This window comes from Butyricicoccus sp. Marseille-Q5471 (assembly GCF_951230135.1).
Classification (GTDB): Bacteria; Bacillota; Clostridia; order Oscillospirales; family Butyricicoccaceae; genus Agathobaculum.
The window spans coordinates 1-12,260 of record NZ_CATNVC010000026.1; the positions used below are offsets into that span (position 1 = coordinate 1).

Consider the following 12,260-nt stretch of genomic DNA (forward strand, 5'->3'; position numbering starts at 1 on the left):
TACTTGTAAATTGTGTAAATTACTTTAAAAACCTTAACGATGGAACGCCGTATGAGGGGAAACTCTCACGTACGGTGTGGAGTGGGGGAAAATCCTGCGATTACTTCAAGGGATTACCTATCACTATGCGCACCGGCGATTTTGTTTGCCTGCTTGGTGTTCACGCTAACAGCTCCGACCTATATTTGGACTATACTCGGGATGTGACTGTAAAACAAAAAGTAGGCAACCCGAGCCTGATAGCAAGGTTTGCCCATATTTTCATAGTAATCGTGATTAGTTTTGGTAGAACCGATTTAGTCTCAATAAGCTGTCTGCTCATTTGGTTCATACAGAATATTTGTTAAACAAAATAGGCAATAATGCTTTACTCCATTGATTTGATCAGAACAACCTTTTCCCATCTGAAATATCAATATCGAGCTCTTTTGCCACACTGTTTTGCTTAAATGGATTTATTTTTTCCACTACACCGTCACGTTTGAAAAGTGAGCCTGTATTCTTGAACCAAAAGGTTACATCTGCTGTTACGCATTGTTCACGGATATTAAGTACCCAATCATAATCGCACATACGGGCTTCTCGTCCTGTTTCGCCGCCAACGGTAACATGGTCTATGCCATCAAGATATGGTGTTAAATCTATCGCTTCTAAAAGTGGGGCGCAGGCAATAAAGCGCCGCTTTATCGGATAGGATAAAAAGAGCGGAAGCCTGTAATCGGCGAGTGTTTGATTTTCGGCAGTACAGCCAATATTCACATTGTCATAGCCTGTACCCCAATCAGACGGAAGCGATTGGGGGAAACGGTCAATTCGCTTTGTTAAAATCAAGAAATCAATATCTGTTCTTTCCTTGATGATAGCCCAAATGTCTTTACGCCACTCGTCTGCTTCTGGCAGGAAAAAGTCAGTCGCAAAACAGGTTGGAAGAATTTTGTTGCCTTTGATATTGTATTCTCCCTTTGCATTTTTCCTTGCGGGCCAATCAAATTTATCTGTTTTTTGTATTGTGCTTTGACCATAGCGTTTTGCATACGGCCCATAAAAATAGCAATTTGTACAGCCATCACTTATTTTATAACAGCCTGTCCATGGCTCCCAGTTCATAGTGTTCCTCCTCTTGGATGGGTGAAGCCGATGATAGCAGAAACGCAGCGTTTGAACGTCACCGTCTGTGCCTTCATGGAGATCTTATCCACCTCATAGCCGTAGGCGGGCAGTTCCTTCTTGAAGGTTAAAAAGGCGTGGTCGATGGGAAAGCCCAGAATCTGTTCAATCTCGGCATAGGTCAGCGCGAAGCTGTTCTCCGTGCGTTGACCTATCGCCTTCCAAAGCGGCTCATATTTACTCATTGTCCGTCTCCTCCGATCTTGTTTGGAATAAAATAGCGGCTTTGGTTTACCAAAGCCGCCGTGTATCACATACCAAAGCCTAACGCATACTGTTTTACAACCTCAAGAGGGAACATTGTGCGTGTAGCAACTTCTTCTGCCGACATGCCTTGATTAAAAAAGCGTTTGATAACCGTGGTCATATCCTCTGCAATTTCTACAATGTGCTTGTCGGGGTCATATACCCGAATATCACGCTGCCCCCACGGGTATTCTTTGATTTCGTGTACCCACTGCAAACTGGATATGCTTTTTAGTTTGGCGTATACCTTGTATAAATCTTCCACTTCAAAATAAACTTGAAAGTTGTGCGATTGCTCTTCCACGCTATCGACCGATATGCCAACGAGTTCGGCATATCCTTGTTGCAGAGAAAACCCCTCAAAGGTCACATGTACGCCAATATCCATTACTGCGTTTTGATGAAGCACCTTTTCATAAAAATGTTTCGATGCGGCTATATCCTTAACCGCTAAAAGACAACCTTGATATTTCATTTTTCAATCCCCCTTTGAGGATAGTGTATCGTATATCTCTGTGCCGTCATAGTAAAAATCCGACATTGTTTTCAGATACTTTTGTGGGGTAACGCCACTGATAGCCTTGAAATCTTTATCAAAATGGGCTTGGTCGAAATATCCAGCTTGTTGCGACAATGCCGCAAAAAAGCAAGGCGATTTTTGAATGTGCTTTAATACATAATTAAAGCGAGTTAAGCGTATAAAGTCCTTAACATTCATTCCAATTTGCACAAGAAACAAGCGGTTTAGCTGTCGCCCACTATAATGGGATTGTCTGGAAACTTCTTTCACTTGTATTTGTCCATAATTATCAGAAATCACTTTGGTTGCCAACACCAAAGAGTCCGAAACAACATGCTTTTCCATGCGTCGGTATAAAATTTCCTCACAAGTATTCACCAAATCGGATACAGTTTTTGATGCTACAAAAGCCTGATGCAGCGAATAAAACAGCTCATTGTCAATATCCTCAAGCGTCAGTCGTTTATCTGCAAACTCCGCTTGGCTTTGACGAGTAATTTGATACAAACCATAGGGAGAAAGTTGTACAAGCAATAGGACATGATAACTATTTGGTTCCATTCCTAACAATACCGGGGTTAAAGATGCTCCCCACAGTTCAGCAATGACTGCGTTTCCGTCAAAAGCAAGCGACAATGTTCCGCAAGCGTTAGGCATAAGCGTATATTGTGCGGTAAATGTATTATTCGATGGAAATACGACGTTGTAATATTGAATATATTTTCTCAGCCCCACATGCGAGGGGAATATATTGAATTGCTTGTTATCTTTTATAATCAAATTATTCCCCCTCATCTTCAAAGTAAAGTTTTCATTATGTTTATCCGCCTAATGCGAATCAAGCAAATATAAATACACCCCTTCGGGGCAAACTTTTCCTCACTACCGTTTCAAAAAAGTTTTACTCGGTAAATATATAAAATAAGTTTACCATAGCAAAATGGAAGTTTCAATTAATTAAATATAGACAACAGGGAGGGGTTCGGTGCTATGAAAATTAAATCCGTTCACCGTCTATATGCAAGCATTGACGGACGATTTTGGGAATATAGCAAGCACCAACCACTGAAAAGTGACTGGTGTAAATGATTACGTATATTGTTTGCTGATCTCAATGAAGCTAAGTACATCCGTAGGAGCATCCTTTGCATACAAAATTCCGTATGGAATACTATAATCCCACTTCACAGGAATGGTGACAAGTGCAGGATGAACATCCTGCCAACATTCGATGGTCAGTAAAACCTTATCCGTTTCAGCACAGCGGTTAAAAACCGATAAGTCATAGAAAGGCTGAGTATCCTCTATCTTAATTTGTGGGTGACACTTTTCTAAATCGTTGCGAAGAAAATCATTGACACCCGAATCACCCCTCTTTACCATCATCAAAGTATAGCCATATAAATCCGAAATTTTTAATCTGTCTTTGGTTGCCAGAGGGTGTTCTCGCCTGACGGCAACCATTTTTTTATATCTACCAAGGGGCAAGAAATTACAGAGAGAAAGCCAAACCTTGGAGTCGCATACACCAATGAGAAAGTCGAACTTCTTGCCTAGTTTTCCAATTTCCGATAATATTCCGTTACAATTATCCTCAAAAGGAACTAGGTGCAACTTATAGTCAGGAAAGTTTTGATTGACCTTATACCAAATATCCATAAACGGTTTTGCAGGGTTTAGCAGTGATGTTCCGACGCAAAAGGTTGTTTCTGAGGTGGTTTCTATTGCTCTCGCCGATAATATAGACTTTTGGGAATAGTCTACCATAAATTTTGCGTCTTTGTAAATTTGCACACCTACCTCAGTTAATGTTACCCCGATTTGCGCCCGCTTAATAAGAGTTAATTTCAAATGCTCCTCCAAGCTGTTCATCTGCTTCATCACGGCGGTAGGTGAAATATAAAGCATTTCTGCCGCTTTATTAAAACTACCACAGTCAGCGACAGCAATAAAAGTATCAAGTAATGGATTATACAAATTCAAAACCTCCTCTTCTATAAACCACAGGTTAATACTATTATAACCATTTTGAAATTCAAAATCAATGTTTTACTTGCTATAATATAAATATAGGTGAAGGAGGCTTAAAGGAATGTCAAGTTTAATCGTCTTTTTCTCTCGCAAAGATGAAAACTATGTGGGAGGTATTCTTAAAAATTTAGAAATCGGTAACACCTGCAGAGTAGTAGGTATAATCAAAGGGTTAACAGAAAGCCAAATCTTCGAGATTGAAATGAAAGAGCCATATTCAAAGCATTACAACGAATGTATTGCAGAAGCACAGAGAGATCAGCAAGGTAATGCACGTCCAAGGCTAGTGTCCTATCCAAAAAGCATTTCCGAATATGATGTCATCTATCTTGGATTTCCAAACTACTGGGGAACAATGCCTATGGCTGTTTTTACCTTTTTGGAACATTTTGATTTCACAGGCAAAACCATACGCCCTTTTTGTACCCACGAAGGCAGTGGCTTTGGCAGTAGCAAAAATGACATTCAAAAAACGTGCCCTACCGCAAAGGTAGCACAAGGCCTGGCAATTCACGGTAGTCGCATTGACAGAGCAGAAATTGAAATTAAAAAATGGCTGGAGGTGATACGTTGAAAAGCATCTTGTTAACATCACTAGTTGCCTTCTGCCTACTGTTCACCACAGCCTGTGGAAATGAAACACAAATACATCAAGAAGAATATAATACTCCGATTGCCAGCATTTCAGCAAGCACACAAGAGGAAAGCGAGGATAGTGAAGGTAGTAGCGGGATATATGAACAAGAAGAAACAGTTAGTCTTATTATTGGTGAAGATATATTTTCTGTAATACTTGTAGATAATTCCTCTGCCAAGGCACTTAAGGTACTACTTTCCAAAGGTGATATTACTATAAATATGAGTGATTATGGTGGCTTTGAAAAGGTTGGTACTTTGGGAGAAAGCTTACCTACCAATGATGAACAAATTACTACAAGACTTGGTGATGTAATTCTATATCAAGGAAATCAGTTAGTCATTTATTATGACACCAATTCTTGGAGCTTTACAAGGCTTGGGATAATCAATAATACAGATAGATTAAAAGAAGTTTTGGGTACAGGAAATGTAACCATTACCCTATCACTACAAAAACAGGAGGCATAGTTATGCAAAAGCAAACAGCAGGCAGAGATGCCCTCGGGGACTTTGCTCCCAAATTCGCAGAACTAAATGACGATGTTCTCTTTGGAGAGGTTTGGTCGAGAGAAGATAAACTCTCCCCTCGTGACAGAAGTATTATCACCGTAATCGCAATTATGTCTAAGGGAATTTTGGATAGCTCACTGCAATACCACATTATGAACGCAAAAAACAATGGGGTGACCAAGGAAGAGATGGCGGAAATCTTAACACATGCCGCATTTTACGCAGGCTGGCCCAATGCTTGGGCAGCAATGAGAATGGCGAAGGAGGTTTATAGCAATGATTAAGGATTTTGAAAAAGTAGGACTATTTGGCTTGGGACAGCCAAACGAGACGTTTGCACAGTACTTTATCGGAAAAAGCTACCTAAACCCTATCTGTATGGAGAGCATTGGCATTTTAAATGTGACTTTTGAACCGAAATGCCGCAACAACTGGCATATCCACCGCGCAACTAAAGGCGGCGGACAAGTTCTTCTCTGCACCTGCGGTGAGGGTTGGTATCAGGAATGGGGTAAAGAACCTCGTAAGCTTACAGTAGGTGACAGTGTCATCATTCCACCCGAGGTCAAGCATTGGCACGGTGCATCCAAGGACAGTTGGTTTGCCCATGTTGCCATTGAGGTCCCTGGTGAAAACACCACCAATGAGTGGTGCGAAGCAGTAACCGATGAAGAATATGAAAAATTATAATTGGAGGAAAAACACATGGAACAGAAATTGAATTTAACAACTGAATGGGATAAGGTATTTCACAAAAGCGATAAGATTAATCACAAGAAAGTAACCTTTCATAACCGTTACGGCATTACTCTTGCTGCTGATATGTATACACCTAAAAATGCAGTGGGCAAGTTGTCGGCTCTTGCAGTGAGCGGACCTTTCGGTGCAGTAAAGGAGCAATCCTCTGGTCTGTACGCACAGACTATGGCAGAAAAGGGTTATTTGACCATAGCTTTTGACCCCTCTTACACAGGAGAAAGCGGTGGTGAGCCTCGATATGTTGCTTCCCCTGACATTAACACTGAGGACTTTTCTGCGGCTGTGGATTTTCTTTCGGTACAGGAGAATGTAGATGCTGACAAAATCGGTATTATAGGCATCTGCGGTTGGGGTGGTATGGCAATCAATGCCGCAGCGATCGATACTCGTATCAAAGCAACTGTTGCATCCACAATGTATGATATGACTCGTGTCACCGCAAAGGGGTATTTTGATTCCGAGGACAGCGAGAAACAGAGATATGAAAAACGCAAGGCAATGAACGCACAGCGTACACTAGACTATAAAAACGATAACTATGCTCTCGCAGGAGGACTTCCCGATGCTGTTCCAGAGGAAGCCCCTCAATTCTTAAAAGACTATTTTGACTACTATAAGACAAGGCGTGGCTATCATTCTCGTTCCCTTAACTCCAATGGTGGCTGGAATATTACCTCTCCTTTGTCCCTTCTCAATACGCCGATTTTGCAGTACAGCGATGAAATCCGAAGTGCTGTAATGATTGTTCACGGTGAACAGGCACACTCCTGTTATTTTGGCAAGGACGCTTTTGCAAAGCTCAAAGGTGATAATAAGAAACTTTTACTCATTCCTAATGCGGTGCATACCGACCTATACGACAAAATGGACATTATTCCCTTTGATACGATTGACACATTTTTGAAGGCAAATTTGAAATAAGAAGGAGAACATAGAATGAGTAAAAAAGTAGTGGTGTTATCCACCAGTATCAGACCCAACAGCAACAGCGATATCTTGGCTGATGAATTTGCACGAGGCGCAAAGGATAGCGGCAACGAGGTAGAAAAGGTAAGCCTTGTAGGTAAGGAGCTAAACTTTTGCCGTGGTTGTCTTGCCTGTCAAAAAACAGGGAAATGTATTATCCAGGACGATGCAATCGAGATTGCAGAAAAAGTGAAAAACGCTGATGTAGTTGTATTTGCCACCCCTGTTTACTACTACGCAATGAGTGGACAGATGAAAACTCTCATTGACAGAATGAATTGCCTATTTTCTGCAGATTACAAATTCCGTGAGGCTTACCTAATCGCCTCTGCCGCAGATACTGACAAACCTGCACTTGATGGTACGATTAAAGAGGTCGAAGGATGGGTAGCTTGCTTCCCAAAGGTTAAGCTCAAGGACATTATCTACGGTGTCGGCTTAGAGGCTTCGGGAGAAGCGAAAAACAAAAGCAAGCTTTTAAAGCAAACTTACAATATGGGAAAAACAGTATAATAAAACAATGCTCTTATCATAATGGTAGGAGCACTGTTTTACTATCCTTTTGCAGATACTCTGGACTATACTTGGGTTATGATGGTGAAATAAAAAGTGGGCGACCCAGCCAATGGCGGCGAGGTTGCCCACACTTTCGATATAATCAAGATTAACTTTGGTAAGGCTTCATACTAAGGTATGTCATTTTTTTATTGTGATTGTACGGTTATTAATTTCAATAATACCTTCCTCTTTTAATTTCTTAAGCTCTCTAAATAGAGAAGGTCTTTGTACACCTAAATAATCTGCCAGTTGTCTTTTACTCATTGGAAGAAGAATTACCGAAGATTTCTGTATGATAGTTTGCTGTTTAAAATAATCCATAATATTTTCTCGAAGTGTTCTTTGCGTAAACATTGCTATTTTCTGATTTATTCCTTGAGAATTTTGTGAGATTGACTTTATATAATGCAATGTGAAATTGTAATCATGCAAAAACTCCAAAACAGCATTTATGTCAATATGGATAATTTGACAATCTGTTAGGCAATAGATAGTAAGCGGATAACTGTGGTTTTCACCAAATAATAAATTTGCTCCTATCACACTTCCCTGACTAAATTCAAACATTGTAGTTGCTGAACCGTTAGTTGATAAAGAATACGCAACCAAACTTCCTGACAATACAATATCTAATGTACGGCAAGTTTCATTTGCATTATGAACGGTTGCACCTTTCATATAGTGTTTTCGATAAATATGATTACCTGCTATTAGTTTTTCTAAATCAGATTCCTTTATAGCTGAAAATAATGAAATGTTTCGTAAAATGTCAATATTCATGTGAATTTACTCCTCTATTTTAAAACATTATATCAAAAAGAAACGTCGGTGTCTATTTGAACATAATAAACTGCTTTATAATTGTGTTATCACAAAAAGAACGGAGGATTTGTATGGATATTTTTACAGCAGCAATGTGGATAGGAACGATTATATTCCTTTTGATTTCCTTAAGAAAAGACAAATCGAAGACAGTGAAAGCCCTTAAAATGGCATTTGGTATGGGCAAGGGGATGCTGGGAAGCATATTATCAATTATTTTTTTAATCGGTTTAATTCTGACAATATTACCGCCAGAGTATATTGCCGAATTTGTAGGAAATCAATCCTTAGTCATAGCAACGGTGGGTTCGGCGGCATTTGGAACAATTACACTGATCCCTGCTTTTATTGCTTTTCCGCTTGTCGGTACACTGGTTGACGCTGGGGTTAGTATTGTTCCTTCCGTAGCATTTCTAACTACACTTACAATGGTAGGGGTCGTAACATTTCCACTTGAAAAGCGTGAATTTGGGCTTAAATTTACTGCCACTAGAAACGGATTAAGCTTTTTATTTGCCATAATTATCGCTATGGTAATGGGGGTGATTGTATGAAAATCTTAAAAAAAGCAAAAGATAATACTTTCTTGATAGTGGTTGTAGCTGCCTATATCCTGATGTTTATACTTAAACCAGATATGGGTGTTACATCAATTAAAAACAGTGCCTATTACATTAAAGAAATGCTTATGATAATGCCGGTGATATTTGTTCTTACCGCGCTTTTGGATACATGGATTGCAAAGGAAAAAATCACAAAATACTTAGGAAAAGAATCCAAAGTTAAAGGTATTATATTGTCGTTCGTTTTAGGCAGCATTTCTGCGGGACCGATATATGCAGCATTTCCCATGTGTGTTATGCTCCACAAGAAGGGAGCTTCTGTACGAAACTTAGTTATAATTTTAAGTTCGTGGGCAGTAATAAAGGTTCCAATGCTGCTAAATGAAGCAAAATTTTTGGGAATAAAGTTTATGGCAATCCGTTGGGTGTTAACAGTAATTGCTATAGTAGTATTTTCGTGGATTGCTTCAAAGATTGTGAAAGACGAAGATATAGTACAGGAAGAAGAAAAAGCGGGTGGACTTATATTAAACAGAGGATCTTGCATGGGCTGTACATTGTGTACTAAAAAATATCCTGAGGTTTTTGGTATGCAAGGTAAAAAAGCATATATAAAAGCTTATGACTCTGAAATAGACAAAGAAAGGCTTAACCAAACAATATTAGCTTGTCCTGTTAGAGCCATTCATTTTAATGAATAATTAAGAAATGTTGTAAAAGCAATGTACATTTCTTAGTATATGCGGTATAATTTAATCATTAGCTATTTTAACAATAAGGAATTATTGAATAATAACCCCCACAATTCAAAACCTATTATAATAAAAGAGGAGATATATACAATGATTGAGCAAATTCATGAGATGTCAACCGGAGATGAAAAAGCGATTGAAAGAGTAATTCAGGATGAAAATATTCATTATCTTCATATGGTCTTTAATAAGGAGGAAGGCCTCCCAGAACATTTCTCTAATTCCAACGTTTATATGACAGTGGTAAGAGGGACTTTATCTATCGGGCTAAATGATCAAGAAGTTCACCAATATGATAAAGGAACTCTTTTGAAGATTCCTGTAAATACAAAGATGAATGTAAAAAATTTATCCAAAAGTGTGCTTGAGTTAATTGTTGTAAAAGCACCGGCACCTTTGAAATAGTGAAACAAAATTTATAATCATTGAAAGGAGGAGCAAATAATGATAAAATATGTATGTATCCCATGTGGATATATCTATGACCCACAAATAGGTGATCCAGATAGTGGAATAGCCCCTGGCACTGCGTTTGAAGATATCCCTGATAATTGGGTTTGCCCAATTTGCTTTGTGGGTAAAGATGAATTCGAACCCGTTAAGGAATAATCTGAAGGAGGGAACGATTATGAGTATGTTTTGTTATCAATGTCAAGAAACTGCAAAAGGTACCGGTTGTGAGGTAAGAGGTGTATGTGGCAAAAATGAAGAAGTTGCAAAATTGCAAGACTTACTGATTTATGTTACAAAAGGGATTTCTGAAATTGTTATAAAAGGCAAACTGGATGTTAAATCCATAAGCGAAGTAAATCATCAAGTCCTAAAAAGCCTTTTTATCACCATTACAAATGCTAATTTTGATGATGGTGCAATTGAAAATCAAATCTATAAAATGATTGGCTTAAGAAACGAGCTAAAAAAACAGGTTTCCGGTGTTAATCTTGGTGATGCAGCGGAGTTTGAAGTAAGCGATAGAGCATCTATGTTAGACAAAGCATCAAAAGTAGGTGTTCTTTCAACCGAAAATGAAGATGTCCGTTCTCTTAGAGAAATGATTATCTATGGTTTGAAAGGTATGGCGGCATATACACATCATGCCCTTAATATCGGCAAAGAAGATCTTGCTATTTATGCATTTATCTATGAAGCACTTGCTTCAACCCTTGATGATTCATTGTCGGCAGATGATCTCGTAGCTTTAACATTAAGGACAGGTGAGTTTGGTGTTAAAGCCATGGCACTGTTAGATGAAGCCAATACTTCTAAATATGGAAATCCTGAAATCACTAGTGTTAATATTGGTGTAAGAAACAATCCCGGAATACTGATTTCAGGTCATGACCTCACTGATTTAGAGCAACTACTGGAGCAAACAAAAGGTACAGGCGTTGATGTTTATACCCATAGTGAAATGCTTCCTGCACATTATTATCCTTTCTTCAAGAAGTATGACAATTTTGCGGGAAATTACGGCGGTTCATGGTGGCAGCAAGTTACTGAATTTGTAACTTTCAATGGACCAATTCTGTTTACTACAAACTGTATCGTACCTCCAAGAAGCGAGGAAATCAGAAAAAGAATCTTCACTTCCGGTGCATCAGGCTATCCCGGATGTCCTCACATCACAGCTGATGAAAATGGCAAAAAAGATTTTTCTGAAATTATTACGATGGCAAAGCAGTGTAAGCCTCCTGTAGAAATTGAATCAGGCAATATTGTTGGTGGTTTTGCTCACAACCAAGTATTTGCTCTTGCAGACAAAGTAGTTGATGCAGTAAAATCAGGTGCAATTAAGAAGTTTTTCGTCATGGCAGGCTGTGATGGCAGAATGAAATCTCGTGAGTATTACACTGAGTTTGCAGAAAAACTACCTAAGGATACGGTTATCCTTACTGCAGGATGTGCCAAGTACCGTTACAATAAACTTGAGTTAGGAGATATTGGTGGTATTCCAAGAGTTCTTGATGCTGGCCAATGTAATGATTCCTACTCTCTTGCAGTAATCGCATTGAAGCTGAAAGAGATATTTGAACTTGAGGACGTTAACGATCTGCCGATTGCATTTAACATCGCATGGTATGAGCAAAAAGCGGTAATTGTCTTACTTGCGTTACTTTATTTAGGTGTGAAGAATGTTCATCTTGGTCCTACCTTACCAGGATTTTTATCTCCGAACGTTGCAAAGGTCCTTGTTGAAAAGTTTGGCATTGCAGGTATCGGACAAGTTGATGATGATATTAAGTTATTCATGGGCGAATAATTCGTTTTGATATTTTAAATAAAAGTAAAGATTCTGATTAACATTCGGAATCTTTACTTTTTTATATTTAGGAATAAATTTGTCACCACCCATATGCAAGGATACTCTGGACAATTCTCGGAATGTAATCCATCTCATTGCTAAATCAGCCCCAATTGGCAGGCGCACTGTGAGCAATCACGGTGCGCTTTTTCTATTCTTATCCCAGCGAACGGAGGTGAATGCAATGTTTATATGGGATTTTTTACTCGGCACAGTCATGGATCAATTTATCGACTGGACGTACGGTCAGGTCATCGGCTTCCTCGGCGACTTTTTTGCGCAGATGGGCAACATGGGCGTTGACCTGATCCCGAAAAACTGATCCAGTGGAAATGTTAGTCACGATATGATAAACTGAGAAAAATGGAGTGATTGACATGAAACAGAGATTCACAGAAGAGCAGATTATCCGAATTTTAAAAGAG

17 protein-coding genes and 2 pseudogenes are annotated in these 12,260 nt (G+C 39.1%); 13 read left to right on the plus strand and 6 right to left on the minus strand.

Going from position 1 to position 12,260, the window contains the following annotated elements; genetic code table 11:
• Nucleotides 1–129 precede the first annotated feature (129 nt).
• A pseudogene (locus QOX26_RS13960) lies at nucleotides 130–207 on the plus strand (DUF3852 family protein); the annotation flags it as partial.
• 177 nt (nucleotides 208–384) lie between these two features.
• On the opposite strand, the gene QOX26_RS13965 reads toward QOX26_RS13960, so the two are convergent.
• The 5 genes from QOX26_RS13965 to QOX26_RS13985 form a co-directional block, all read right to left on the minus strand.
• Nucleotides 385–1,107 carry a DUF5131 family protein gene (locus QOX26_RS13965; RefSeq protein ID WP_018214007.1) on the minus strand — a complete coding sequence of 241 codons (723 nt, stop codon included), beginning with the start codon at nucleotides 1,105–1,107 and terminating at the stop codon, nucleotides 385–387.
• Nucleotides 1,104–1,352, minus strand: coding sequence for a hypothetical protein (locus QOX26_RS13970; protein ID WP_283675587.1), 249 nt, complete (start codon nucleotides 1,350–1,352; stop codon nucleotides 1,104–1,106). Before QOX26_RS13970 ends, QOX26_RS13965 begins: the two co-directional genes overlap by 4 nt.
• A 65-nt stretch (nucleotides 1,353–1,417) precedes the next feature.
• Nucleotides 1,418–1,888 carry a VOC family protein gene (locus tag QOX26_RS13975; RefSeq protein ID WP_283675588.1) on the minus strand — a complete coding sequence of 157 codons (471 nt, stop codon included), beginning with the start codon at nucleotides 1,886–1,888 and terminating at the stop codon, nucleotides 1,418–1,420.
• A 3-nt stretch (nucleotides 1,889–1,891) separates the two neighbouring features.
• Nucleotides 1,892–2,713 carry a helix-turn-helix domain-containing protein gene (locus QOX26_RS13980; protein ID WP_283675589.1) on the minus strand — a complete coding sequence of 274 codons (822 nt, stop codon included), beginning with the start codon at nucleotides 2,711–2,713 and terminating at the stop codon, nucleotides 1,892–1,894.
• Nucleotides 2,714–3,022: 309 nt separating this feature from the next.
• On the minus strand, nucleotides 3,023–3,910 hold the full coding sequence (locus QOX26_RS13985) for a LysR family transcriptional regulator (RefSeq protein WP_283675590.1): 888 nt from the start codon (nucleotides 3,908–3,910) through the stop codon (nucleotides 3,023–3,025).
• 115 nt (nucleotides 3,911–4,025) lie between these two features.
• Between QOX26_RS13985 and QOX26_RS13990 the strand changes: the two genes are divergently transcribed.
• The 6 genes from QOX26_RS13990 to QOX26_RS14015 are packed head-to-tail and all read left to right on the plus strand — an operon-like array spanning nucleotide 4,026 to nucleotide 7,351.
• The gene (locus tag QOX26_RS13990) at nucleotides 4,026–4,538 is read left to right on the plus strand and encodes a flavodoxin (RefSeq protein WP_283675591.1); all 513 of its coding nucleotides are present in this window, start codon (nucleotides 4,026–4,028) and stop codon (nucleotides 4,536–4,538) included.
• Complete coding sequence (locus QOX26_RS13995) at nucleotides 4,535–5,071, plus strand: cyclophilin-like fold protein (protein WP_283675592.1); 537 nt, start codon at nucleotides 4,535–4,537, stop codon at nucleotides 5,069–5,071. Before QOX26_RS13990 ends, QOX26_RS13995 begins: the two co-directional genes overlap by 4 nt.
• 2 nt (nucleotides 5,072–5,073) lie before the next feature.
• Entirely contained in the window at nucleotides 5,074–5,397 is a 324-nt protein-coding gene (locus QOX26_RS14000) for a carboxymuconolactone decarboxylase family protein (RefSeq protein WP_283675593.1), read from the plus strand.
• The gene (locus tag QOX26_RS14005) at nucleotides 5,390–5,803 is read left to right on the plus strand and encodes a cupin domain-containing protein (protein ID WP_283675594.1); all 414 of its coding nucleotides are present in this window, start codon (nucleotides 5,390–5,392) and stop codon (nucleotides 5,801–5,803) included. The genes QOX26_RS14000 and QOX26_RS14005 overlap by 8 nt, the downstream gene beginning before the upstream one ends.
• 15 nt (nucleotides 5,804–5,818) lie before the next feature.
• A complete protein-coding gene (locus QOX26_RS14010; protein ID WP_283675595.1) occupies nucleotides 5,819–6,793 on the plus strand; it encodes an alpha/beta hydrolase in 975 nt (324 codons plus the stop codon).
• Nucleotides 6,794–6,808: 15 nt separating this feature from the next.
• Complete coding sequence (locus QOX26_RS14015) at nucleotides 6,809–7,351, plus strand: flavodoxin family protein (protein WP_283675596.1); 543 nt, start codon at nucleotides 6,809–6,811, stop codon at nucleotides 7,349–7,351.
• 183 nt (nucleotides 7,352–7,534) lie between these two features.
• On the opposite strand, the gene QOX26_RS14020 is transcribed toward QOX26_RS14015, so the two are convergent.
• Nucleotides 7,535–8,176 (minus strand): Crp/Fnr family transcriptional regulator, encoded by a 642-nt coding sequence (locus tag QOX26_RS14020; protein WP_283675597.1) that lies wholly within the window; start codon nucleotides 8,174–8,176, stop codon nucleotides 7,535–7,537.
• A 113-nt stretch (nucleotides 8,177–8,289) separates the two neighbouring features.
• Between QOX26_RS14020 and QOX26_RS14025 the strand changes: the two genes are divergently transcribed.
• The 6 genes and pseudogenes from QOX26_RS14025 to QOX26_RS14050 form a co-directional block, all read left to right on the plus strand.
• Entirely contained in the window at nucleotides 8,290–8,772 is a 483-nt protein-coding gene (locus QOX26_RS14025; protein WP_283675598.1) for a permease, read from the plus strand.
• Nucleotides 8,769–9,482 (plus strand): permease, encoded by a 714-nt coding sequence (locus tag QOX26_RS14030; RefSeq protein WP_283675599.1) that lies wholly within the window; start codon nucleotides 8,769–8,771, stop codon nucleotides 9,480–9,482. The genes QOX26_RS14025 and QOX26_RS14030 overlap by 4 nt, the downstream gene beginning before the upstream one ends.
• Before the next feature lie 141 nt (nucleotides 9,483–9,623).
• A complete protein-coding gene (locus QOX26_RS14035) occupies nucleotides 9,624–9,938 on the plus strand; it encodes a cupin domain-containing protein (protein WP_045093659.1) in 315 nt (104 codons plus the stop codon).
• A gap of 39 nt (nucleotides 9,939–9,977) precedes the next feature.
• Nucleotides 9,978–10,142, plus strand: a complete 165-nt coding sequence (gene rd / locus QOX26_RS14040) for a rubredoxin (protein WP_082082671.1) — start codon at nucleotides 9,978–9,980, stop codon at nucleotides 10,140–10,142.
• 19 nt (nucleotides 10,143–10,161) lie between these two features.
• Entirely contained in the window at nucleotides 10,162–11,793 is a 1,632-nt protein-coding gene (hcp, locus tag QOX26_RS14045) for a hydroxylamine reductase (RefSeq protein ID WP_283675600.1), read from the plus strand.
• A 226-nt stretch (nucleotides 11,794–12,019) separates the two neighbouring features.
• Nucleotides 12,020–12,142, plus strand: a pseudogene (locus QOX26_RS14050) (conjugal transfer protein TrbL family protein); the annotation flags it as partial.
• Between the last annotated feature and the right edge of the window lie 118 nt (nucleotides 12,143–12,260).

Excerpts from the sequence above, each read along its gene's own strand:
- QOX26_RS13965 (WP_018214007.1), bottom strand. The coding sequence starts at position 1,107 with ATGAACTGGGAGCCATGGACAGGCTGTTATAAAATAAGTGATGGCTGT.
- QOX26_RS13970 (WP_283675587.1), bottom strand. The coding sequence starts at position 1,352 with ATGAGTAAATATGAGCCGCTTTGGAAGGCGATAGGTCAACGCACGGAG.
- QOX26_RS13975 (WP_283675588.1), bottom strand. The coding sequence starts at position 1,888 with ATGAAATATCAAGGTTGTCTTTTAGCGGTTAAGGATATAGCCGCATCG.
- QOX26_RS13990 (WP_283675591.1), top strand. The coding sequence starts at position 4,026 with ATGTCAAGTTTAATCGTCTTTTTCTCTCGCAAAGATGAAAACTATGTG.
- QOX26_RS14000 (WP_283675593.1), top strand. The coding sequence starts at position 5,074 with ATGCAAAAGCAAACAGCAGGCAGAGATGCCCTCGGGGACTTTGCTCCC.
- QOX26_RS14005 (WP_283675594.1), top strand. The coding sequence starts at position 5,390 with ATGATTAAGGATTTTGAAAAAGTAGGACTATTTGGCTTGGGACAGCCA.
- QOX26_RS14010 (WP_283675595.1), top strand. The coding sequence starts at position 5,819 with ATGGAACAGAAATTGAATTTAACAACTGAATGGGATAAGGTATTTCAC.
- QOX26_RS14015 (WP_283675596.1), top strand. The coding sequence starts at position 6,809 with ATGAGTAAAAAAGTAGTGGTGTTATCCACCAGTATCAGACCCAACAGC.
- QOX26_RS14020 (WP_283675597.1), bottom strand. The coding sequence starts at position 8,176 with ATGAATATTGACATTTTACGAAACATTTCATTATTTTCAGCTATAAAG.
- QOX26_RS14025 (WP_283675598.1), top strand. The coding sequence starts at position 8,290 with ATGGATATTTTTACAGCAGCAATGTGGATAGGAACGATTATATTCCTT.
- QOX26_RS14030 (WP_283675599.1), top strand. The coding sequence starts at position 8,769 with ATGAAAATCTTAAAAAAAGCAAAAGATAATACTTTCTTGATAGTGGTT.
- QOX26_RS14035 (WP_045093659.1), top strand. The coding sequence starts at position 9,624 with ATGATTGAGCAAATTCATGAGATGTCAACCGGAGATGAAAAAGCGATT.
- rd (WP_082082671.1), top strand. The coding sequence starts at position 9,978 with ATGATAAAATATGTATGTATCCCATGTGGATATATCTATGACCCACAA.
- hcp (WP_283675600.1), top strand. The coding sequence starts at position 10,162 with ATGAGTATGTTTTGTTATCAATGTCAAGAAACTGCAAAAGGTACCGGT.